General features: G+C 59.9%; 17 protein-coding genes. 7 read left to right on the top strand and 10 right to left on the bottom strand.

Going from position 1 to position 22,380, the window contains the following annotated elements; genetic code table 11:
* Positions 1–50: 50 nt before the first annotated feature.
* A complete protein-coding gene (locus J1C56_RS14045; protein WP_214390368.1) occupies positions 51–926 on the bottom strand; it encodes a methylenetetrahydrofolate reductase in 876 nt (291 codons plus the stop codon).
* Between the two features lie 129 nt (positions 927–1,055).
* Positions 1,056–2,312 carry an aminomethyl transferase family protein gene (locus J1C56_RS14040; protein WP_214390359.1) on the bottom strand — a complete coding sequence of 419 codons (1,257 nt, stop codon included), beginning with the start codon at positions 2,310–2,312 and terminating at the stop codon, positions 1,056–1,058.
* A 46-nt stretch (positions 2,313–2,358) separates the two neighbouring features.
* On the opposite strand from J1C56_RS14040, the gene J1C56_RS14035 reads away from it, so the two are divergent.
* Entirely contained in the window at positions 2,359–2,697 is a 339-nt protein-coding gene (locus tag J1C56_RS14035; protein WP_214390348.1) for a hypothetical protein, read from the top strand.
* Between the two features lie 172 nt (positions 2,698–2,869).
* On the opposite strand, the gene J1C56_RS14030 is transcribed toward J1C56_RS14035, so the two are convergent.
* The gene (locus J1C56_RS14030; protein WP_214390346.1) at positions 2,870–3,226 is read right to left on the bottom strand and encodes a cupin domain-containing protein; all 357 of its coding nucleotides are present in this window, start codon (positions 3,224–3,226) and stop codon (positions 2,870–2,872) included.
* A gap of 275 nt (positions 3,227–3,501) precedes the next feature.
* Positions 3,502–5,301 (bottom strand): DNA helicase RecQ, encoded by a 1,800-nt coding sequence (recQ, locus tag J1C56_RS14025; protein WP_214390344.1) that lies wholly within the window; start codon positions 5,299–5,301, stop codon positions 3,502–3,504.
* 1,600 nt (positions 5,302–6,901) lie between these two features.
* Here recQ and J1C56_RS14020 point away from each other — a divergent pair.
* Positions 6,902–7,363, top strand: coding sequence for a Ros/MucR family transcriptional regulator (locus tag J1C56_RS14020; protein ID WP_246591372.1), 462 nt, complete (start codon positions 6,902–6,904; stop codon positions 7,361–7,363).
* A gap of 36 nt (positions 7,364–7,399) precedes the next feature.
* Here J1C56_RS14020 and J1C56_RS14015 read toward each other — a convergent pair whose 3' ends face one another.
* The gene (locus J1C56_RS14015; protein ID WP_214390343.1) at positions 7,400–8,122 is read right to left on the bottom strand and encodes a GGDEF domain-containing protein; all 723 of its coding nucleotides are present in this window, start codon (positions 8,120–8,122) and stop codon (positions 7,400–7,402) included.
* Between the two features lie 629 nt (positions 8,123–8,751).
* On the opposite strand from J1C56_RS14015, the gene J1C56_RS14010 reads away from it, so the two are divergent.
* Positions 8,752–9,504, top strand: coding sequence for a thermonuclease family protein (locus tag J1C56_RS14010; protein WP_246591371.1), 753 nt, complete (start codon positions 8,752–8,754; stop codon positions 9,502–9,504).
* Positions 9,505–9,584: 80 nt separating this feature from the next.
* Here J1C56_RS14010 and J1C56_RS14005 read toward each other — a convergent pair whose 3' ends face one another.
* Positions 9,585–9,785 (bottom strand): hypothetical protein, encoded by a 201-nt coding sequence (locus J1C56_RS14005; RefSeq protein WP_214390340.1) that lies wholly within the window; start codon positions 9,783–9,785, stop codon positions 9,585–9,587.
* A 645-nt stretch (positions 9,786–10,430) separates the two neighbouring features.
* On the opposite strand from J1C56_RS14005, the gene J1C56_RS14000 reads away from it, so the two are divergent.
* Together J1C56_RS14000 and J1C56_RS33445 are read left to right on the top strand one after the other, a co-directional pair.
* Positions 10,431–12,119, top strand: a complete 1,689-nt coding sequence (locus tag J1C56_RS14000) for an ABC transporter permease (protein ID WP_214390338.1) — start codon at positions 10,431–10,433, stop codon at positions 12,117–12,119.
* A complete protein-coding gene (locus J1C56_RS33445) occupies positions 12,103–13,314 on the top strand; it encodes a PAN domain-containing protein (protein WP_214390336.1) in 1,212 nt (403 codons plus the stop codon). The genes J1C56_RS14000 and J1C56_RS33445 overlap by 17 nt, the downstream gene beginning before the upstream one ends.
* Positions 13,315–13,677: 363 nt before the next feature.
* Here the strand turns inward: J1C56_RS33445 and J1C56_RS13990 are convergent, their stop codons facing one another.
* The 4 genes from J1C56_RS13990 to J1C56_RS13975 form a co-directional block, all read right to left on the bottom strand.
* On the bottom strand, positions 13,678–16,782 hold the full coding sequence (locus J1C56_RS13990) for an AAA family ATPase (RefSeq protein ID WP_214390334.1): 3,105 nt from the start codon (positions 16,780–16,782) through the stop codon (positions 13,678–13,680).
* Entirely contained in the window at positions 16,779–17,480 is a 702-nt protein-coding gene (locus J1C56_RS13985; RefSeq protein WP_214390332.1) for an ABC-three component system middle component 1, read from the bottom strand. Before J1C56_RS13985 ends, J1C56_RS13990 begins: the two co-directional genes overlap by 4 nt.
* A complete protein-coding gene (locus J1C56_RS13980) occupies positions 17,477–19,981 on the bottom strand; it encodes an ABC-three component system protein (protein WP_214390330.1) in 2,505 nt (834 codons plus the stop codon). The genes J1C56_RS13985 and J1C56_RS13980 overlap by 4 nt, the downstream gene beginning before the upstream one ends.
* Positions 19,982–20,838: 857 nt before the next feature.
* Entirely contained in the window at positions 20,839–21,003 is a 165-nt protein-coding gene (locus J1C56_RS13975) for a hypothetical protein (RefSeq protein ID WP_214390328.1), read from the bottom strand.
* A gap of 141 nt (positions 21,004–21,144) precedes the next feature.
* On the opposite strand from J1C56_RS13975, the gene J1C56_RS13970 reads away from it, so the two are divergent.
* On the top strand, positions 21,145–21,798 hold the full coding sequence (locus tag J1C56_RS13970; protein WP_214390327.1) for a hypothetical protein: 654 nt from the start codon (positions 21,145–21,147) through the stop codon (positions 21,796–21,798).
* Between the two features lie 110 nt (positions 21,799–21,908).
* The coding region (locus tag J1C56_RS13965; protein WP_214390325.1) for a transporter substrate-binding domain-containing protein at positions 21,909–22,380 on the top strand (472 nt) is incomplete at its 3' end.

The raw sequence follows: 22,380 nt of genomic DNA, 5'->3' as shown, positions 1-22,380 counted from the left end.
CGACGCTCATCGAATGCTCACACGCGTTGTCCTGGTCGATGATCGGACCTTCATCGAGGGCGGCCGGCTCCCCGATACTCGCTGTGCCAGGCAAGCGTCTTTTCCCAGCCGCCGAAGGGGAAGAAGTGAAGATGCAGCGGCCCTTTTGGGTCGGGATAGCTGGTTACGATGGCTTCGATGACGTCGGCTGGATCGCGGTCGGCGATGACGTTGAAGATGCCGCTCGCCGACCGTTTCAACGCGGCGACCGAGGCGCCGACGCCACACATCATGGCAAACTTGACCAGCTTGGCCAGGCTGGTCACGCCGGCCAGTCCGACATGCACCGGAAGCTGCGGATACTGCTCATGCAGCCTATGAGCCCATGCGCCCATCGCTGCCCCATCGAAGGCGAATTGCGAGACGACCCTGGCATCGATCGAGCGGGCGTCGCAGATCTCGAGCTTGCGCCGAAGCGCATCCGCCAGATCGGCATCTGCGATAGCAGGATGTCCCTCGGGGTAGCCGGCAACAAAGGCCGTGCGGATCGAGCTGTTGCGAAGCACGGGATGCGCCAGCAGTTGCGCTGCCTCGCCCATCGGCCCTGGGAAAAGTGCCGGATTGCCACCAAGAAACAGCGCTTCGGTAATGCCGTTGCGGCTGTGTGCTGTGACGAGGTCGGCAAAGTCCTTCTCGGTCTTGAAGTTGCGCGCGCCGAGATGCGGCACGGCGATGTAGCCCATTTCCCTGATGCGCAGCGCCGCCTCCACCTGCATCGCCTCGGGCTTACCGGTGAGATGAGTGAGGAACACCCGTGAGCCGCGGGGGAAGTGCGAGACCTCGGGCGCAAAGCTGCGCGCCTGCTCCGGCGCAAGCTCGATCGACATGGCAGGCCCGACTGCACGGGCAGATGGCCTGTCGGCAACGGCTTCACTTGTTTCGGTCATGGTCTGCCCTTGGTCGATTGCGACCAGCCTGCGGCGTTTGCGGCCATGGCTGGCAACGCCGATTGTCTATATTGCCGGGCGGGTCAGGCCGCCCGGCGCTTCATCGGGGAGGATGCGATGCGTGCCGCGTTAGCCGTTGGCGCGCTTCAGCGACAGGAACGGCAGTTCGATGACGCGCGCGTTGACATCAATCACCTCGCCGTCCTTGTTCCAGCGCAGCGTCAGCTGCGAGCCAATCTCGGCTGCCTTGCCGCGCAGATGTCCGAAGCCGATCATCTTGCCGATCGACGGTGCCCAGGCGACGCTCGAGGCATGCCCCACTTCGGTCCCGTCGTGGAAGGCTGGTACCGGATACCAGCGTACGCGCCGGAGATTGCCCGGCGTGCCTCCTTCGAGGCCCTTGCCGCCGGCAGCCTGCGACCAGTCGATGTCGAGGCCAACGAGCTGACGGTGGTCGCCGGCTTCCGACATTCGCTGTAGCTCGGCCTTGCCGACGAAGTCGCCCTTGCGCAGATCGACCAGGCGGCCGAGACCGAGATCGTAAGGCGAAGCACGGAACTTGCCTGATGCCTGGATGCCGGCGCCGCCGTGGTCCGGGCCGGCGCTGGTGTAGTCGTAGCCGACGATCAGCAGACCGGCCTCAAGCCGGGCCAGGTCGAGTGCCCAGGCGCCTGCCGGCAGAATACCGAACGGCTCGCCCGCTGCCTCCACCGCATCCCATACGGCTGCGCCATCGGCGGCCTTGACCCAGAGTTCGTAGCCATGCTCGCCGGTGAAGCCCTGCCGCAGGATTTCCACCTGCCGGCCGGCGATCGTGACGAAGCCGAGCCGCGAAAACGGCAGTTCGTCAAAGGCATTGCCTGTCGCGGCCCGCAGCACGTCCCGCGAGCGGGGGCCCTGCAAGGTGAGGATGCCGTAGTCGTCTGTGATGTCGGTCACCACGACATCGAGGCCCTCGGCATGGCTCTTCCACCAGGTGAAACCGGGATCGGCCGAAACGCGGAAGGTGGTTTCGTCCATGCGGAAGACAAGGCCGTCGCCAACGATATGGCCATTCTCGTCGCACCACGGCGCATAATAGATCTGGCCGATCTTGAGTTTGGTGATGTCGCGCGGAATCAGCCTGTCCATCAGCTTTTCGGCGTCGGGGCCGGAAATGACGTATTTCGACAGCGGCGACATGTCGCCCATGGCGACACGATTGCGGATGGCGGCCAGTTCCTCGACCATGTCGGAATAGGCATCAACGACCATGTTCCTGTCCCAGCGCATCCACAGGGCGTTCTGGTTCAGCGGCGCGGTGCGCTCGACGAACGGTGTACCGCGGAACGCGACCCGGGCATCGGCGACGGCTGTCAGGCCAGTGATGAATTTGACGTCGTCCATAGAAGTCTTTCCTCCACGCGCCCCGAAAGCGGGGCAGCAATTGCCGATGTCGGTGCGCATCGGTTTTCCCGACGCGATCAAATTCACCTTGGCCTTGGAAGAATTGGTGCTGGCACACGCCCGGCACTGTTCCATCGCTGCTTTGGCGAAGCCCTTTCAACGGGCCATTTCAATCGCGTCTATTGCTGCCGAGATTTTCACGGAGGAACAAAATTCGGAATGCCCTGGGTTGCCGGAGGGATACCTGAGGTTCAAGCGCGGCAGGGATGGCTGGTGTAGATGTCGACATCCACAAACACTGCAAAGCGAGCTGCGGCCTTGGGGATCGAGCCGATCCAGTTGCTGGCGCCGCCGAACAATCTGGAGCGATCTTGAGCTGGCTTGAGGATGACAGCTGAGATCGAGATAGCGAAAGTCAGACGGAGACGGCGGGGGTGGACACTCCGCTCGGTCGGGTATTTCGCTGCCCCGGCTCGCCACCGGGGCTTCTGTTACGAACTGATCTCTAAGGGTTCGACGACGGTAGGCCTGTCTCAGGCGAACACGCTGGCGCGCAGTTACGATCCGACAGTTACGACGAAGTGCTTCGTCACCGGCTCAATGATCTTCCAAGTGCCCTTGAAGTCCGATTCCACGACAAACGCGTCGCCCGGCCCAACCTCGACTGGCTCGCCACCATCTGGCGTGATGATGATGCGGCCCGAAATCATGTGGACGAATTCGTAGTCCGTGTAGCTGGCGTGGTAGGTGCCGGGGGTCGCCTGCCATGTGCCCGACAGGACCTTGCCGTCCTTGGTCTTGTGCTGGACGGCGGTCTTCATCGTCGGCTTTCCTTCGACTACGACCCACCCCGGCAGATCGTCGGCGTCGGCGTTCTCCACTTTGCCGAATTTGAGGATTGTATTGTGTGTCATGGTAACTCCTCCGATTTTATCAGACACGTCTTGAATACCTGACACAACAACGATGGGCAACTTAGTTTCCTCTCATTGAAATTTCGCCACAGCTGTCGCACGCGCGCGCGGCGGTTTCCCTGCTTTGGTTTCAGAACATGACGCGGCGATAGCGGTCGAAGGCGCCGCTCGTGTCGAGGAAATCGCCGGCAATTCCGCGCTGACCTGCACATCGAATACAGGCCGGAAGCAGAAGGTCCGATGCCAGGAGCCATTCGTAGCTGACGAACGCCTCGTCAGGAGTGCTCGGCGATCACCATGAGGAAGGCTGGGCCGTAGCGCTCGAGCTTGGCTTCGCCGACACCGGGCACGTTCGCCATCTCGGTGCGCGACGCGGGTCGCACTGCTGCCAGCTCGATCAGGGTCTTGTCGTGGAAAATCACATAGGGTGGCACGTTCTGCGCGCGCGCCATTTCCGTGCGCTTCCGCCGCAGTGCTTGAAACAGGTCATTGTCCGCGCCGGCGATGGCAGGCTGCGCCGTGTTGCGCCCGACCTTGCCCCGTTTAGCGCGCGCTGGCGTCGGCACGCGCAGCATCAGCGTCGGCTTGTCGCGCAAGAAGTCGCGGCCGGCGGGCGCGATCGCCAAGCCGCCATGGCCGGCGAGATCGACATCGATAAGGCGTAGCGCGATCAACTGGCGCAGGATCGCCCGCCACATGCGGTTGTCGTACTCGGTGCCGATGCCAAAGGTGGAGATGCGGTCATGGCCGAACTGGGCAATGCGCTCGTTTTCCACGCCCAGCAGCACGTCGACAACATAGGCTTGCCCGAAACGCTCGCCGGTGCGGTAGATGCACGACAGTGCCTTTTGCGCTGCAATGGCGCCGTCGAACAATTTTGGCGGCTCCGCGCAGGTGTCGCAATTGCCGCACGGCTCGCTACGGTCGCCGAAGTAGGACAGCAGAACCTGTCGGCGGCAGCCCGCCGTCTCGGCCAGTCCCAGCAGCGCATCGAGTTTCTGCCGCTCCATGCGCTTGCGCTGGTCGGGCGCCTCCGACTCCTCGATGAAACGGCTGCGCAGCGCGATGTCGTCGTAGCCGTAGAGCATCAGGGTATCCGACGGCAGGCCGTCGCGCCCGGCGCGACCGGTCTCCTGATAATAGGCCTCGATGCTGCCAGGCAGGTCGATATGGGCGACGAAGCGCACGTCCGGCTTGTCGATGCCCATGCCGAAGGCGACGGTGGCGACCATGATGACAGCCTCGCCATGCTGGAAGCGCATCTGGTTGGCCTCGCGCGCCGCCTTGTCCATGCCAGCATGATAGGCGAGCGCATCGTAGCCGAGGCCCTGAAGCCAGGCCGCGGTTTCCTCGGTCCGACGTTTCGACAGGCAGTAGACGATACCGCTCTCGCCCTCGAAACGTTTGAGGAACTCTCTGAGCTGGGCGCGCGGATTATCCTTTTCCTCGATGGCGTAGCGAATGTTGGGACGGTCGAAACCGGCGACGAAGGCGTCGGTCTCGGCGATGGCGAGATGCGACATGATTTCCGCGCGCGTCGGCTCGTCGGCGGTGGCCGTCAGCGCCATGCGCGGGGTGCCCGCAAAGCGCGCCACGACCGCATCGAGCTGGCGATAGGAAGGACGGAAGTCGTGCCCCCATTGCGACAGGCAGTGTGCCTCGTCGATGGCGATCAGGGACAGCTTAACACCATCCAGCCGCTCCAGCACGTCCGGGCGCAGCAGTGTTTCGGGTGCGACATAGAGGAGGTCCAGCGCACCAGTGCGGACATCGCGCCACAGGATGCCACGCTCGTCGGGCGAAAGGTCGGAGTTTAGCCCGGCTGCCCGCACCCCTGCCTGCCGCAGCGCCGACACCTGATCTGCCATCAGCGCCAGCAGCGGTGAAACGATGAGTCCCATGCCTGGACGGACGATCGCAGGAATCTGGTAGCAGAGCGACTTGCCGCCGCCCGTCGGCATCAGCACGAAGGCGTTGTTGCCGGCCACGACATGCTCGACGATGCGCGCTTGGGGTCCCCTGAACGCATCATAGCCATAAACAGTCTTGAGGATTTCAAGGGCGGTGGCGGTCATCGGCAGCTATACACAGAGAATCATGACGAAGTCCTTCATAGCAGCTTCGCCGGGTTAAGCGCCTTGCGAAGCGCCGCAGAACCTGTAGCAAGTGCCTGCGGCCAACTCCTCAAAATCTGGGCTATCCTTGTGACCGGGACGGCGCTTGGTGGAACGACATTCTGCGCTGACGTGCCCTTCTGGAACGCGAAGGCAGCGACACGAACGGTCACGCGCTTCAAGCATGGTACCTGCGGTGATCGCGCTAAGGGCAGACCTTCTATACAAAAGGAGGTGTTGGCGGTTGACGCCTGCCACGGTGCCATGGCTAAGCGGGCATGTAGCCGGCACTGCTGGCAAACCACCCAATCGCCTTGGCCCTATCAGTGATGGGGCCTTTTTGTCGTTCCTCGCTTGCGAATGTAATCGACATCGGATTGCATCGGCCTATGGTGTCCGAGACCTTCCCCAAGGGACACATGATGAGGGCTGTAAGTTCTGCGGCAGAGGTGGCAGCCATAGAAGCCGTAGACGAGGTTATGGACGGTGAATCGACCGCGATTGTATCCGTTGCTGCGGTTGCGGCTGCCGCAAGACGAAGGTCTCCGCTCAACATTTCTGAAGAAAAGCTCGAAGAGATTATCATTGCAATGGCTCACGCACGATATCTGGCCGTACAATTCGACGGTGTCGTAGCCGATCCTCGCAAAGCGAAATAGCCCGCGTCGGCAGGCGGCTCCCGCACCTATAATTCGCTTCGATTGCCGGGTCGCGATGGCTTTGCCAGCTCTCCACGTTTCGGGCTTCGCTGGTGGTGCCCATGGCGCGGCCACCCGTCAGATTTGACGATTGATGTTGTCTGTGCCGTTGGAGGGTGGTGGCGCTGCTTTTTAACTTTGGCTAATGTTAATTGCTGACGATGCATCCTGAGCATCTGCGGGCGTGTAATGAGTACCGCGGCACGCAAAGTGCCCAGGCAACGGGTCCCGTCATCGTAAGGTGGCGGGGCCTTTGTCACTTATGCTTGGCGCTGCGCGCACCAGTTCGTGGGCAGATGTTTCGGTCTAGCCATGGCGAGGCCGACCCGAAGTGCCTCTTCCAAATCTGATGTAACGTATGCGGTCTCGGGGCCTCCTGAGAAATGATTGACCCGAAGGCTTTCCCCTCTCTTGCTAATCAGAATTCCGACAAGCCTGAGCTGCTCCTGGACCTCGCGATACCTCATTGGCCGTGCTCCCCGCCATTTCCAGAATACCCCCAACATTAGTCAGCACTAAAAGGAAGTGATGGGCAAGAGCTATGTCAATTGATGGGAAATCAAAAAAGGCGCGCCCGCGCTTTTGAGGGGGTTGGCGGCTCGAGCGCGGGCGCTGGCTCTGCAGCCTGTCCGGCGGGATGGCAGCAAGGGTTGAGCCTGGGTCGGACATTAGTCGGCCCTAACGTAGGGTCAAGCAACGAGCGCGCGCGGGTTCGAGCCGCGTTCAACCCCACATAGCGGGGCCTGCGACGCAGCGCACGCCAAGGTAATGTTTTGCGTGAACAATCAACCTGAAGTGCATCTTGCCATTGGGGAAGGCATCTTATAGGCATTGCCCATACAAAAATAAGCTGGAACAGAAAGATGGAAATGTTTTCTGTTAGGCGCGGCGTAGTGAGTCTACCCGTGGAACTCATCGCGAGGGTAGTTTCGGCATATGTATCAAATAATGCGGTCCCGTTGCGCGATATTGGCGATCTTATCGGAGTCGTTCACAAATCATTTGTTGATGTAAAGCCATCGAGAGAGCCGTTTTCTGACGCGCGATTTCTACGCCCAGCCGTTCCGACCAAAAACTCTGTGACAGGAGACTATATTATTTGTTTGGAAGACGGGCGTAAGTTTAAATCTATTAAAAACCACATCAAAACAACATACAATCTAAGTCCGGACCAATACCGTGCCAGATGGAATCTTCCTTCCGATTATCCCATGGTCGCACCCAACTATTCAGCATTGCGTTCTCGGATGGCCAGGGAATTAGGGCTCGGCCGCAAAACCAAGGCACCCACGCTAGCCAGGACAAAAGCAGCCGCACCAACATGACCCCACACGGCAGTCTTCGGTCGGCTCCCCGGAAAGCTATGCCGATTTGTAGGTGAAAGACACGCGGTTCTTACCTTGGAGTTTTGCCTCGTAAAGGCATCGAGAGGCTTGACGCAGGCTGTCTGCTATATCAGCCGAGCCGCGGATCTCCGCGCCGCCGATGCTGACCGTTGCCTTGACGCTTCCGCGACCGCTTTTCATCGAGGGGATCGTCTCAACTTGCCGTCTGATCATGTCTGCCCGCAACATCGCGCCATCTTTGTCGACGCCGCCCAGGATGACGCCAAACTCGGTGCCGCCGGTTCGGCCCACCACGTCGCCGGGGCGCGTTGCGTACATCAGAGCCTTGGCTATCCGGATTAAGGCCTCATCACCTTTGGCATGGCCATGCTGGTCATTGATCTTTGTGAAATCATCAGCATCGATCAGGAGAAGTGTGTCGCAATCTTCGTCGCAACGGACACGCGCGAGATAGCTGATGAAAGCCTCTCGATTGAAAAGCCCTGTCGCCGGATCGTGGCGGGTCGAATAGTTGAGTTTTTCGTGCGTCTTTTTCAATGCCGCGTGCGATTTCGCGAGAGCCTCACCGGCTTCTTTATACATCTCAGACTGACGGAAAATATACGAGGCGACTGGCATTGCGATGACAATAGGAACCACGGTGCATTCGACCCAGCTGAGCCAGTCGATCGGCATTCCAAGAGCTAGTCTAGTGGAGAACGAAAGCGCAAAGGTCGAAACAACCGCGATCGCGGTCACGACAGCTGACTTTGCGAGGATGAGTTTGCGCCGGATCATTTCAGTATATTAGCGCCAGCTTAGTAAAGCACACTTTACCATAACCAGTGTTGCGGCACTTGGTTCAAACGTCAGTTGCAAGTCTGGCCCACTGGGGCTCCTCCGATCGAATCTACTCCCGAAAAGCTGACCAATTCGCTCGCTCCATTCCGCCCTAACGTGTCGCTCGCGCCGTCTGCAAACACAGTTTTCGCGCTGCCCTCTGGTGGGGAGCTTCGCAGCGTCGAATGCTGTCGATGCGCCAGGCTTTTCAATAGCTTAATGTGTCGGACATTTCCCGCATACTCGACAGCTCGCTTAGACGATGGTTCGCAACAGAGCTCCGCAGATTATTGTCGCTTAGGCGCTAAGCACGTTAATCAAGCTACCGATAAAACAGCTCCGCGTGAAGTACGGAATCTTGTGATACTTAGACGCCTGAGCGAAGATTTAGGCACTGCATGTGACATGGCCTCTACTTGGCCAGCTGCACGACGCCGTCTGGAGGGGCTTTGACAGGCTGGGGGAGCCAACCATCGAGAAAATTGCCGCAGAGAGTGCGTCAGAGGCGGCGCAAGCTGCCCTATGCTGTGCGCAAACTGGTCCCAACGTTGGCGATCATCGGAGGGATCTTCGCCTATCAGGCTATCGAGCGAAGTGGCGCTCAGGTCGGCCGCATGTTCGAGAGCTTTGGCTCGAGCACGCCGCATACGACTGCAAGAGCCATCCAAGGCCGCGCCTCGGTGATCGATGGCGACACTATCGAGGTTGCTGGGCAGCGCGTCCGATTCAACGGGATCGATGCCCCGGAGAGCTCACAGTACTGCCAGGACGCAAAGGGCTTGGAGTACGCCTGCGGGCGCACCGCTGCGAAGGCGCTTGACCAATTCTTGTCAACATCTCGGCCGGTCAAGTGCGCGTTCGTCGAGTGGGATCAATATGACCGCTTCGTCGGCAACTGCTTTCGCGCCGATGGCAAATCCGTTGCCGGTTGGCTCGTCGAGAGCGGTCACGCACTCGATTGGCCGCGATATTCAAGGCTCGAGTATGCTGGCCACCAAGCCGCGGCAAAGAATGCCAAGCGCGGCATTTGGCAGGGCCAGTTTCAAAAACCATGGGACTGGCGGGCAAAACAGACTGAAGACATTGCGCCAACAGCAGTGGCGCCGAGCCCGAGCTTCACATTCCTGGGCACATCGTCGTGCGACATCAAAGGAAACATCAGTGCAGAGGGTGAGCGCATCTACCACGCCCCTGGTCAAAAGTTTTATCGCCAGACCAAGATTTCCGAGGCCAAAGGCGAGCGTTGGTTCTGTTCAGAGGCAGAAGCCAAACAAGCGGGCTGGCGCAAGTCCAAAAGATAACCCTCCGCATGTCTTGACGGATCTCCCACAGGAGGCAAGGATGAGCCTAGATCCGGGGGGATTTCGTGAAATCAATACTGTCAATCGGTCTGCTGGCGCTTGTCGCCGGCTGCGCAACTCCACCATCCAATATCAAGGCTGTCGCGTCCGATGGACGACAGTGCACGCAGGTCGACCGCGATCGCTTGGCCGACATCACGGCGCGGCAACAGCGCACCGCTAACAAGGACGCTTGGGGCGTGTTTATGATTGGTGTTCCACTCGGGGGCGACGATACTCACGAACCAGAGATTGCCCGGCTGAAGGGGCGTTGCAGTGTCAAATAGCAAACTTCGCCAAGCGTGGTTGTTCGAAAGGTCGCTTTGGCCTCTCGCAAGGGAGCGGGCATTGGGATTGAAGCCGACACTTCTTGTCGTTCTAGCCTTCTTGGCGATGTCTGAAACTGCCGCCGCTCATGGTGGTGGTTGCCGCAAGAGCTCGCCGCCCGGGCAATGCTGTCACATGGATAACAGCGCTGGGTCGGTGCATTGCCACTGACGCAACTCCGGCACGTCCTAGGCAATAAGTGAACGGGTTTGCTTCGATAGCATAGTCTTACAACGCGATGGCATTGCGATATGGCGCGCATTTGCCTTTCACTGCCAACCCTCAGCCGACTATTTCGAAAACGTCGCCGGGAGGCTGAAAGTATGTATCGGTGGCAACGAGATCGAGAAAATCCCAGATCGTCCGCTAGATCCGCCCAATAGAGGCCTTGCAGTCCTCTCGCCGCAGCCACGCTCCGAACCGCGCCTTCTTTTGGCAATTGCACCCGGGAGGCTTCGAGCCTCCTGTATTCTAGGCTGCGCTAGCGAGCAGCGCTCTAATTTTGCTGCAGACGCTCGCACTGCATGGCAAGATGGCCTCGTTTGGTGGGGGGGGGATGCATGAACGCGGCAATGAGCCAGAAGCTGGCGAACTACGGCCAGTGGACCTATCGCGGCGCATGGGCGCTCGAAATTGTTGCGGCAATCATCGGATTGGCAACCGGAATCGCGCTGAGCTATCGCGGTTTTGTTGCCAACGAGACGGCCGACTCCATGGACCTCGTCCTTGCAAGTGCGCCGTTCTTCATGATTGCGATTGCCGAACTGACGAAGATCCCGATCGCAACACTTCTTTTTGGTGCCTCGTGGATCTGGAAACCGGTCATCCTGGCATTTCTGCTGGTCTTGGCCGGCATTACCTTTGAAACAGTCCTGCTGGGACTGGAGCGCGCCAGCACAATGCGTGAGGTCCAGTACGCCAATTTCGCCACCCAAACCAACGCGCTTCAGCAAGAGAGCGCAAACCTTAAGACGGTGGCTGAAGGCCTGCGGAACACTGACGATGGGGCGGCGGCCCGACGTGATTTGGAGCAACTCAGCAGTTTGGCTGATGCCGAGCGTGATAAATTGCGTGCAAGGATCACTGAGGTTGATGAATTGCTGCAGGCAGCAACCACCCTTTCTCCCGCTGCGATGCGGGCAAAGGATTTATTGGAGGAGAAAAAGGCAGCGTTGAGCGCATTGGTGGAACGGCGCGACCGAGAGATCAAGGAGGCCGTTGATCAATTCGAACGACAGCGAGACAGCTTCGTCGAGCGCATAAAAAGCGCTCGCGAGGCCGGCGACCTGGCGTCGGTTCAACGCAGCGAAGAAGCCCTGAATAAACTGCCCAACCCGCGGCTCAAAAAGGAGGCTGAATTCGCGCCGAAATTGGCGGAGATGGAGCCATCGGTCACCGCAGCTCGCGTCGAGTATGAAGTGCTGCGGAAAGATAGCCCGGCGATGACGCCAGCAGACAAACAGCGACTCCAGGCAAGGCGGGACGATCTGGAGAAGCTCTACGACGACACCGCCAAAGATTGGGAGCGCAAGCTTGACGAGGCACGTACGGCGCTGGCGACCGCACAAGACGCGGGCGCACGTAAATTGGAGACCCTCGCGGAGAACCAACAGCGACAAGATGCCATCGCAACGAAACTGACCAGCCTCGAGACGGAGCGCCTTCCGGTCGCTCGAAACGATCAAATCCGTCGGCTGGCCGCTCGTTGGTACGGGGTGAAGCCAGAGGACGTCACCGACGCTCAAGCCGGTACAGTCTCGACCATCTGGTTTGCTTCGCTTGCTTTTGTTGCCGCATTGGCAGGGCCTATCACCGCGATGGTCGCCCTCGCCTTGCAACGTATAGGCACGCAGTCCGATGTTCAGCGCGATAGCAAACTATCGCGCCTGCTACGCCGAATGCTTCTTCATTGGCGGTGGCGCCGGATCCGGAAAGTACCGATACAAGTGCCAGTCGACAGAGAGGTGGAGAAGCGGGTCGAGGTTCCCATCGAAGTCGAGAAGGTCATCAAGGAGATCCTCTACGTACCCGTTCTTACCGACGATCCTGAGGCATTGCGTCGGGCATTGGGTAGGGAGCTACCGCCGGAGGTGGCCGATCTGGTCAAAGTGTCGGCAAGAGGCAATGGCCACCGCATGGACCTGTCGGACGCCACCATCGAGAAGGAACTCGAAGGCGAACTTGAGATAGGTCTGAGCGACCCGACGAAGGGAGCAAAACGAGGTAGCAGACGTGCTCGTACGCCATAACACTGAGCTTCTCGAACAAGCGATAGATCTGCAGGTGAAGCGATCGGCAATTCCCACTCTGCAGGCCGAGGCAGCTGCACATGAAACGATTGCTCGGGCCAACGCTTTTCGGCGGATGGCCACGGGAGCCGCCATCGCCGTCGCCGCAATAGGCATCGGTATCGGGACGTGGCTTGTCTTTGATCGCGATGCCTTGCCAGTTGCCCAAGCGCCAACGGTTGCGAAAAGTGAGGCTTCAACAAAAGAGCCCACCAAATCGGCGGACAAAAGCGTCGAGAGATTGCCACCTGACGGCGAGGTGGTCGCCAAGCAGGGCAAAACGAGCACTCCGACGTCGCCGGAGCCACAACGGCCGTCAACGGATCCTGCAAATCCTGACACCTTCGATTTCGTGAAGTTTGCAATTCGGAAAGTACCGTTTCAGGGCAGCACATGGGAACTTGAGTCTGGACATCATTTCGGCACTGAGAAAGACCCGATTTGGGACACGGCTTGGTGCTACACGCGGCGAGTGGCCAACAGCGGTGTTGAAGTCCAGGTAAGACTAGTGAACAGGCCCTCGCCGACGTCGAAGCCGCTAGCGCCAGTGTCATCGCCAGAAACCTTGGCATCGATCGGCCTTGACGACAGTACGGCGCGAGAATTGGCTAGCCATTGCCCTTGGCTCGACGACGCCACCTTCGTACCAAATGATTTCGATATGGACCGAGAGCGAAAAGACGCCTTGGCCACTGCCGACGTGTTGTCCGTACAGGACGGTTGGGACGTAATGGGTGGCGACCTGCCTGGCATGCCAGTCTGGAACGTCTCGATCGATCAGTGTCAAGCTCAATGCCAGGCAGATGGCCAATGCATGGCGTTCACGTATGACAAGAAACACGCTGCATGCTTCATGAAAAACAACGGTTCGATCCTCATAAGGAATCCAGATGCCGCAATGGGTGCGAAAAGGGCCATCCAGGGAAACCTTCAGTACTCCAGCCTTGTCTTTGCTAAGGGCACGGTAGTGATTGGCGGAGCTTACTCGAACGTGCGGGCGGGCTATGCCGATTGTGTGTTGGCGTGCGCCACAGATGAGCGGTGCTTGGCATTCAATTTTGATGGGCCCAACAAGATGTGCGCCATGCTGGACAGCGTGACCTCATCGTCGCCATTCAAGGGGGTCGAGTCGGGGCTCAAGGCAACGCGGGGCTAGAATAGTGTCACCCCCGCAGTCGACGCACTGCCAGTAGTCGCTGTTGCGCGAAACCGCCTTTAGCCGGTGCTTATCAGATGGTGCGCTCGTGGTCGTTGTCGCGCTATTGCCGGCGCCCACGATGGCTGTGCGCGTATCGCAGCTGCAGCTGCGGTGGGGCCGCCTTCTGCCTGTCCGGTTTCCAGAGGCGAGCGCTCGATAGCTGCCGTCTCCGCGCGGGGTCGCAAGCGGTAGGTAGCGCCTTACATCAGCCATTGGTCGGCGCGTCGATGCTTGATAGCCTTCCGTGCAGAAAGATATGGTGCGGTGCTTCGCGCTAGACCGATACTCCGTCTGAGGCGGCGAGTACCGGATGCTAAGCGATCATGCAGTATTGCCTAAGCGCGACTTCATAAGGGCATGTGCTGCGGCGTTGTATTGCGCTGGGTCAGTAAGGACACCCTCCTTAGACGGCGCCGTGAGTGTGATGACGGTGCAGGGCAAATTGGCCGCATCGAACTTCCGAGCCAAAAAAGCGCCTTCGGCGCGATCATGTGTTGACATAAGCAGTTGGTAGGACTGCATTTCGACCAGATTGCGCATCAGATCGACAAAGGCTGCAGCGTGGATGACATCATTGTGCTGGAGCGGATCGTCAAGCAGCAGGGCGCGCCAATTGGACCACGGATAGGCGGTACTCGCCGCGCACAATATGCTGAACCCGTTGGCGGCCATCTGGCCCTCGCTCAGTACCAGCTGGGGCGGCAACTGCCGGTTATACAGCTCGTTATCGATCTCATCGGCATAGCGCAATTGCATGTCCAACTGCGTGCGGTTGACCGCATGATCGGCGCTGAACTCGACTGTCTCCCCTGGCGTGCTGAGCAGCGCACGATTGAAATTTTCGACCATGTCGTTGAGCGGCTCAAGGAACTGGGTCGAGAACGCGTCGGCTTCACCCTGTAGCTTTTGCGAATAGGCCTTTACTGCCTCCTGAGTTGCCTTGGTGAGTTCGAGCGCCTTGCGTCTGGCAGCGATCTCATCCTGAAGCTGGCGTTCATGCGCAGCGGGATCGTCGGCGGCGCCGGCGCCCGCCTCGGTTTCCATGGCGGCGATGAGGCTCTGAAGATCTTCCTGTTTCTTCAAGCCCTCCAAATTGACCGCCAGCTGTTCGTGCCGATTGAGCATGGTCGCGAGATCGGCGGAAAGCTGCCTCAAGACGTTAGCCATTGCTTCGATTGCATCGTGCTTGGGCGTGCCGACGAGGCCACCGCCCGCCCAGTGTGCCGTCAAGGCCACCATATCCCGGTCGGCCGCGGCGATCCGCTCATCGAGGGCGTCTTGTTCATTCTGCACGGCGGTAAGACGCTGGCGGGCGACACCTTCGGTGGCATGCGCCGTCGCTAGCTCGGTAGACAGCTCGACCTGGCGCGCCTGCAATGATGCCAAGGTCTTTTGCTGCTCCATGATAAGGCCTTCGACGGCCGAGTAGACCGGCAATGGCTGGGGCAGTGCATCCAGATGCTCGGTGATGGCCTGCAGAGCGTTTCTGTTGGCGAGCGCGCTTTGATCGACACCGTTCCGGCGCTCGCGCAGCGCGTTGAGTTCCGCCGTCGACTTGGCGATGTCGGCCTCGGCCGAAGCAATCATGGCTTCTCCGGAGGTCCCGTTGGCCAGAAGGGATGAAAGGTCGGCCGCGATCTTTTGAAGCCGCGCCTCGGCGACGGCGGCCAGATCGCCGTCGATGTTAGTAGCGAGGCTTTGGGCAATATCGTCGCGCGCGCTAGACAGCAACGAGAGCGTCGCGGCGGCGGCGGCGATTTCGGCATTATGGCTGTCAACCGCCTGCTGGGCCGCAACCAGTTCGCTGTTCAACGCGCTGCGCCCATCAACCAAGATCTGATGCAGACGGGCTCGTTCGGTCAAAGCGCCATTTTGCTCGGCGGCGGCGGCATTTGCCAGCGACTGGAGTATGCCGGGTCCGAAGGCACTGGAGCAGACGGGGCATTCCTGATCATGCTCTCCGATGTGCCCGGCGAGGCGCGCAAGCGCATCGGCCATGTCGGAGGCCTTGGCACGCAGGGCGATCAACTCCTGCTCACTCGTCGCAATTTGGACGTCGAGCGCGCTGCGCCGCGAGCGAATCTCGGGCAACTTCGTGGCCGCCTCGTCGGCCGCGCCCTTCGTGGCCGCGACTGCGGCCTCGCGTGCAGCGTGCGTCGCGTTCAGCGCCGTGAGATCTTGAATGCGGAGGCTGATCTCGCGCAGCGCTGCCTGTTGTGCTTCCAAAGCCGTCCGTCGAACATGATTGTCGCGCGCGGTCGCTAGGCGTTCGGTCTGGTCGATAATGGAATTCTGTTTGGCTCCCTCCAGAGTGCTGATCTCGTCGCATTGCGCCGCGATTGCCTTTTGTTGGCCGCTGAGCCGCTCGCGCTCAGCGAACAGCTGTCGGAGAAGCATCAAGCGTTGGATCTCGGCTTCCGCGGCGGTCACCAGCCCAGCCTGCTCAGTCGATGAACGGCCGAGGCCAAGACCTGCGAGTTCGGCTAAGCTGAGCTCGGAAGTAGCTTCGGTTACCGCAGCCTTCGCCGCGGCCCGCTGCTGGCCAGTGGGATCGGACTGTGGAACAAGCGCGAGATAGCGATCGGCAATCGCACGCATTGGTTCGAGGCCAGCGCTCGTGGCGCTGGCTCGATCCATCGCTCCCTGGATCGCTTGTCTCAATACGATCAAGCGTCCGCTCAGATCAGCGCCGCCCTCGTCTATCGACGACCCCGTTCGGTTTTGGAATTCTTGCGCCAAGGCGGCAAACCGGTTTTCAAGTTCCGACGCTGGCAGCACACCGATGAGTGCGCCCCCCTCGCGGAGACGGGTCAGCCGGTCCGTGAGGTCGCGCCAGCCTATCAAAGTCGTCTCGGCCTGATCGAGGCGCAATTGCTCCTCTTCGAGCCTTTTGCGGAAAGCGTTGGTTGTAGGTGTGCCGCGTAGCGCGAGACGGATTTCTTCGAGCCGGTCGATACCGCTCGGTCCTTTCAAGGCCTCCCATTGTTCATTATGCTTGCGGCTCGTGAAGCGCTGCTGCGCCGCCTGGCCGAGAAAATGGGTGAATGCGAGATAGGGTCCGACATCGCTGATATCGCCCCAAGCTGGCGACTTGAGCAGATCGATCAAAGCCTGCTTATCTGGCTTGAGGGTCGCAGTTCGCGTGAGTGGGACGCCATGATTGAAGCGCAGCGTAGCTTTATGCGCGCCCTTTTCCGCATCTCGCCGTGTTAGATAGTCGGCTTCCTTAAGGCGTGCGATGTGATTCGAGAAGCGGCGCACTTCGCCTGTTAGGCACCATTCTATGCCGTCGAAAAAGCTGCTTTTGCCCAGTCCGTTGGTGCCGACCAAAAGGATAAGGCCCGGCGTCGGAGGAATATCCAGCGCGAAGTTACCGAAAGTTCGGAAATCCTTCAGCTCGACACGCGAGAGGTATAGCGGGTTCATGGCGTTCCCCTTTTCTCCCAAGATCTGACCAGCCCGTCGACGAGCGCAGCTGGATCGCCGCGATGCTCCGCCGCGAGCTTCACCCATTCACCGGCCGTGGTGCGCGGCATATCCTCGTCGGGTGCCGCCTGGCTGATATTGTCGAGCGTAGCCATCGAAAATCGGGCGTCATGCTTCCATGGGCGCGCAAGAAAACTGCGCTTGGTGAAATCGGCGAAACTCTTGATATCGTTGTTTGCATGGTCGGGACGGAGCCAGACAAGCTTGCGCGCGACCCGCTCGTCTCGCTCGACGAGCAGAGCAAGCGGATGCCAGGGTTCTGCGATCTCGCTTCCTCTGGGGCCAATCAGATAGAGTTGCAGGTCGAGCGCGGCGTTGGGGGCGATATATGATCGCGCCACGACGCATTGATTGCGGAACAGCCGCAGCGTCTCAAGGATATCCTCCTCTCGCGGGGCCTCGGGGAGAAGTCCGAGCAGGACATGATAGCGGCCGATCTCGAGTCCACCGCAGTTGACGGGCAAATCGCGGGAAGCGATGCTGGCGGCACTGGTTTCCGTCGCGCCCTTGAAGGCCGAAGAGGCCAACTCGGGCGCCTCCCGAAATGGAAGATCGGCCTCCTCGGCATATGCCTTGAGCGTGTCGGCTACCCAGCGCAGCGTGTCCTGAGCCGGGGATGGTGACGGCTGATCGGTCATGCTGGCACCTCTTGGGACTTTTCAATAGCTTTGGCCATATGCGCGAAATGCGCTGCCTCGGCGCCATCGAGGAGCGCGCCAAGAGCTGCGACGCTGATACCGACTGCCTCGATGAAGGCTTGATCAACGGTCAAAACGAGATTGGACGTTTGACCCGGCTCGGTGAGTCTCGGCACGATGAGCTCGGTCTTGATTAGCGAGGTATCGGCCATCGTTGAAAACCCGCTCGGGCTGTTCACCATCGGCAACACCACGAAATGAGTCCGCCACATGAATTTGAACGCCCGGATCGGCATGAGATCGCCGTCGAGGAACTCGGCGGCACAGCTATGACCGGTTCGGATCGCGCTGCCGGATGTTCGCATCAGATTGCCGGGAGGCGCGTCATGAGGCGCCATGACTTGCCACACGCTGGCGATCGCGAGCGTCACGGCAATGGCGCCGGTCAACTGCTTCATCAGCAGAGGGCCGACGAGGCATCGAGCCTCGTCTATAAGATCATCCGAGTCCTGAGCGCACAGCGACAAGCGGAGGAAGCGGGCAAGTAACGGAGGATGCGCAAGGAAGACCGCTCGCCATTCGGTCCAAGTAGCCGACATTGCCGCGCTGATATCAGCGGCTGCCTTGAACGGAATCAGGTGGCCCGGATCCTCGCCACGGGTCAAATAGCCGTCGAGATGACTGGAGATTTTGTCGAGGATCCATCGGTCCATCGCCTCATGCAACCGGGTGGCCATATCGGATGGCGGAAGTTCGGAGGCATTCAGGGCCGAGGCGTCGTTGCTTCTCGCCCGCAAGGTTGGGAGCGCCAGATTGGTAGCATGTCGTGACTCGCAGGATAGGCGTGTCAGGAAGGGCTGCCAATGCGGGATATCGACTTCGAACCAGGGTTGCTGGCAATGGAGGCCCAGCCGGGCTGTCGCGAAGGCCAGCGGACCCAACGGTTCCGGCGTTGCTTCGACAAGCAATTTCGAGGCCCGGGCATCACGGCCCCAAATGGTCGTCGCTTGGTCTAGGGTGATGTCGCCCGACCAGCGGGCCATTTGGCCGTGCTGAGCGACCTTAACCCGTAGAGGCATCACCTGGGCGGCGGCTTCATGACGATATCGCGGCAAGGGAAGCTTTTTGTCTTTGGACAAGCGGACGAAATGCGCCCGGGCGTCCTCGCTCAGCGTCGGTGCAATGCTATCGTCGGGGAACCGGCCGACCCAGACGGCATGTTCTGCTTCGAAATTCGCCAGCATGGCCGCAAACGGCGCCCGGGCCGCATCCCGGTTCGGGCCGCGCCTGGCAATCACCTTGTCGGCAGGAATTGGGCGCCCGTCGCAATCGAGCAAAAAGGCGGGCGCGTCGACATCGTTAGGCGGGTCGAGCGGAGTTACGTTTTCGCACACGACATGCTCGAACTGCCGCACCGGATCCTGCTTGCATGCCTTGATGACGAGATAGGTCGCCAGCCGATTTAGGGTGGCCGTCTTGACCGACATCAAATCGGGTTCGCGGGTCTGCAAGATGAGCTGTACCCCCGGTCGCAATCGCGCCGCGATTTCATCGATCAGGCCGAGCGCGGCTACCTGAGCGCCGATCCTATCGTCATAGGCGGCGACAAAATCGTAGCCATTGCCTGCGGCCTCCGCTGCGCGGGCCTCGCCATCGACCGCCAAAAGCTCGTCGCGAAGCGCCATGACGCCCTCCCTATGCGCGATCGTGCGGATCATCGCGTCATGGTCGAACGCTGCGCTGGCGGCGGCGACGAAGTCGATTAAACCGCCATCGCCATTCCCGCTGATGAAGAAGCAGGGGCGCGCCTTGCCGTCGATGGCCGCGCCGGGAATACCCCCATCCAACCAGTAACTCTCGGTAGGCGTGTGCTTGATCGGTCGAGGCGGCTCCAATCCAAATCCAAAGGTAAAGAACAGAAGATCGACTTCGGTTTGCGACTGCTCACGAGCGCCGTCGGCGCCATCTCGTTCGAAATCGATCCGATAGCCATGCGCGGTGGTGCTGACAGTCTCGATCTTGTGATGGAGGTGGGTCGTGATCTGGCTTCCGGTTGCAGCCCTCACAGCCTCGAATTCGCCGAGGACCGCCTGGCGCACATCGGCGGCCGAGCCAGATGTCCAGTCGAGGATTGGCAGTTCGGCTATTTCATGTTCGGCGTCGCTACGCGGCCATTCATAAATGCGCGGATCCAGCCGACGCCGGGTTGCCGTGCGTTGCAGCGGCATCAATACTTCCGATTTCTCGAAGAGCTGGATGACGGCATCGCTTTGCAACGCCAGCGCCGCAGCCAGCATCACCCCTGCTGCGCCGCCGCCGATAACACCGATGCGAGCACTCGGGCCGATATGATGCTCGACATGCAGCGCATGCGCCAGCGCCAGAGCGCGGACCTGCTGCGAATAAAAGGTGATCCGCGTATCGTAGGCGCCGATGACATAGGCCTTGGGGAAGCCCTCGATCTGGCTTCCTTGGATCAACTGGTTCGGATTGAGTGTCAACGACGCTTACCCATGGCCAATAGCCACTGCAGACGCGCTGCGATACATCGTATCCATTCGTTCCCCTCCCATGGCAAAGTTCCAACAGCCCAGTCGCGTCGGTTATAGTCCCCAATATTTTACTTCACTCGCATATTCTTTGCAGCGTTTCAGCCTCGAACTTCGACGATATGAAATGCGCCGGCATTTTGTCTATCGCACCTGTGAGCGACGATCAGTTAATCCGGTTGGGAGATGCGACGTGCGTGTCTATGGCAGCTATTCTGGATTTCCACGGCTGAAAGTCGGCAATGTCCCATATCCGTCATCTATTTTTGCTGGCAATTAGCTATGAACCAAAGGCGGGATTCGGGAATTCCGACTCTTGGGGGTGGACGACCGGATCGGGGCGCATTGCAGCCGTCGGGACGAGGAAAAGAAGGCGTATATTGCCAACTATGCCTATCCCCTGCTCTCACAAATGACGCTTAAACGCTGGTTATGTCGCCCACTGATCTGACCGAGCTGGTGATCCGATTTGCGTGGCGTTCCGGATTAAGCAGCACGGCTGAAAGCCAGATCTCGCGAGCCGCGCTTCGCTAAACCATGACAAGCTAGCGATGGCCGACATGGTGTTTGCCATGTCTAATTTGTTGGCAGCCGCGACCCGCCCTACCTGTCCGGCTTCAACGCGCTCACCAAGGATGCTTATTTCTTGCTGTAGCGAGAGCAGTCGCATGCCGGTTCTGCCGCCGCTCGAATGAGGTTGACGCCTGCTGCGCAGCTCACGCTGAAGTGCGCCGCACGCGAGTTGATTATTTTGCCAAACCCTTTTGATCGTACTGCGGCAACGTCTCTGCCAAAGTTCGACGTGCTACCTACGCCTTTGTGTCTTCCGGCACGCGAATGCCGCGACGTCCAGCATATTCAATGAGCGCAACCTCGATGACAGCAGTAATCGATCGACGGTCCACTTCTGCCAGCTTTTGAGCTAGTTCTAAAATTGCAGGATCAAGTCGGGTCGTAAAAGGTTTCTTGGTCATCGAATTCAGTGCTTGAACTTTCCGCTCGGCCGTGCATATTTCGCACGTGCAGTGCACTTGCATTGCACACTATTCAGCCAACCAGAGCGCGGTTACGCTCTGGCTGGCCTGACCAAACCCTAGCTGGTTGGAGCTCGGATCATGGCTGATTCCGACAATACCACAGCTTTGCCTTTCGTCACCCAAGGGGGACGAAGGAAGAGCTGTGTTGTGGATGACGATGGGGCAGTTGGCGATATTGTAAAGGCTGTGCGCTTACGGGCGCCGCTCGACCCATGCGTTGTCCTGCTGCAGGAGTGGGAACAAGCCCATCACATGGCAGTGGTTTTGTGCCGGCTGCAGCAACGTCTTGAGATAAGGATCAGGAACGCCCTGGCGACTTCCGAACCCGATGCTGGGCCTGAGGACGCCCGGCAGGGCACGCCGCAGGCTGCGGTGCTTAGCGATCGTCAGACCCGTTGGAACGAGCTTGACCAGAAGGTCGGATACTCGCGAGCCCGAGCAGCCGAGGCACAAGCCGTTGAGGCCGAAGAAGAGATCCTCGACGCTCTTGCAGCCACACCCGCTCAGTCACTTGCCGGGGTGATCGCCAAGCTGACGATCATTGTGGGCGGTGCCGAGAACTTGGGGGACACATCGGCATTCCCCTGGCCGCAAATTCAGTCGGTCCTGGCGGATCTCCAGGCATTGAGCGACCGCAGCGCGGAATTGCCGCCGCGACCGGCGGACGACCGGCTCCACGCCGGCAGTGAACGCGGCACCACAGCCGGCGAAAGCCTTCCACGGCGAAGCTGAACGCACTGCAGGTTCGCGGGAGGCGAGACTGCGATGCCACACGTCAATGCACGTCAGACGTCCCTGCATTGGCGGTCGACGCAACATTTTACAACAATGGGAGAGAGAGCATGAGCTTTAGAAGTCCTGTACGCCTGCGTCTTGCATTCATGTGGAGCGCTCTGCTTGCGCTGATCGTTGTCATGCCTGGCGGCACGGCCTTGGCCGAGACCACCAAAGAGCGTGTGCTGCGCGAAGGCAAGATCGTCATCGGCATCCACAACCGGACGCCATGGGGCTTTCGTGATGAAGCCACCGGCGAGGCCAAGGGATGGCATCCTGATCTGTTGCGGGCTGCCTTTGCCGAACTTGGCGTCAAGGAGATCGACATCAGGGTCACCGAGTTTGGCGCCCTGATCCCCGGGCTGCTGGCCGGCCGCTTCGATGCGGTGGCCTCTGGTCTCTCGATCACGCCGGAGCGCTGCCGGCAGGTTGCCTTCGGTGCACCCGATCTCAAGGTCCATGACGCAGCCATCGTGCTCACTGGTAATCCAAAACAGATCCATGGCTTCGACGATATCGTCAGCCAGAAGATCATCATGG

Origin of the sequence: Aminobacter anthyllidis, from assembly GCF_018555685.1 — a bacterium.
GTDB classification, from domain to species: Bacteria; Pseudomonadota; Alphaproteobacteria; order Rhizobiales; family Rhizobiaceae; genus Aminobacter; species Aminobacter anthyllidis.
The sequence above is the reverse complement of the archived record's forward strand: the minus strand, read 5'-3'. Positions and strand labels throughout refer to the sequence as shown.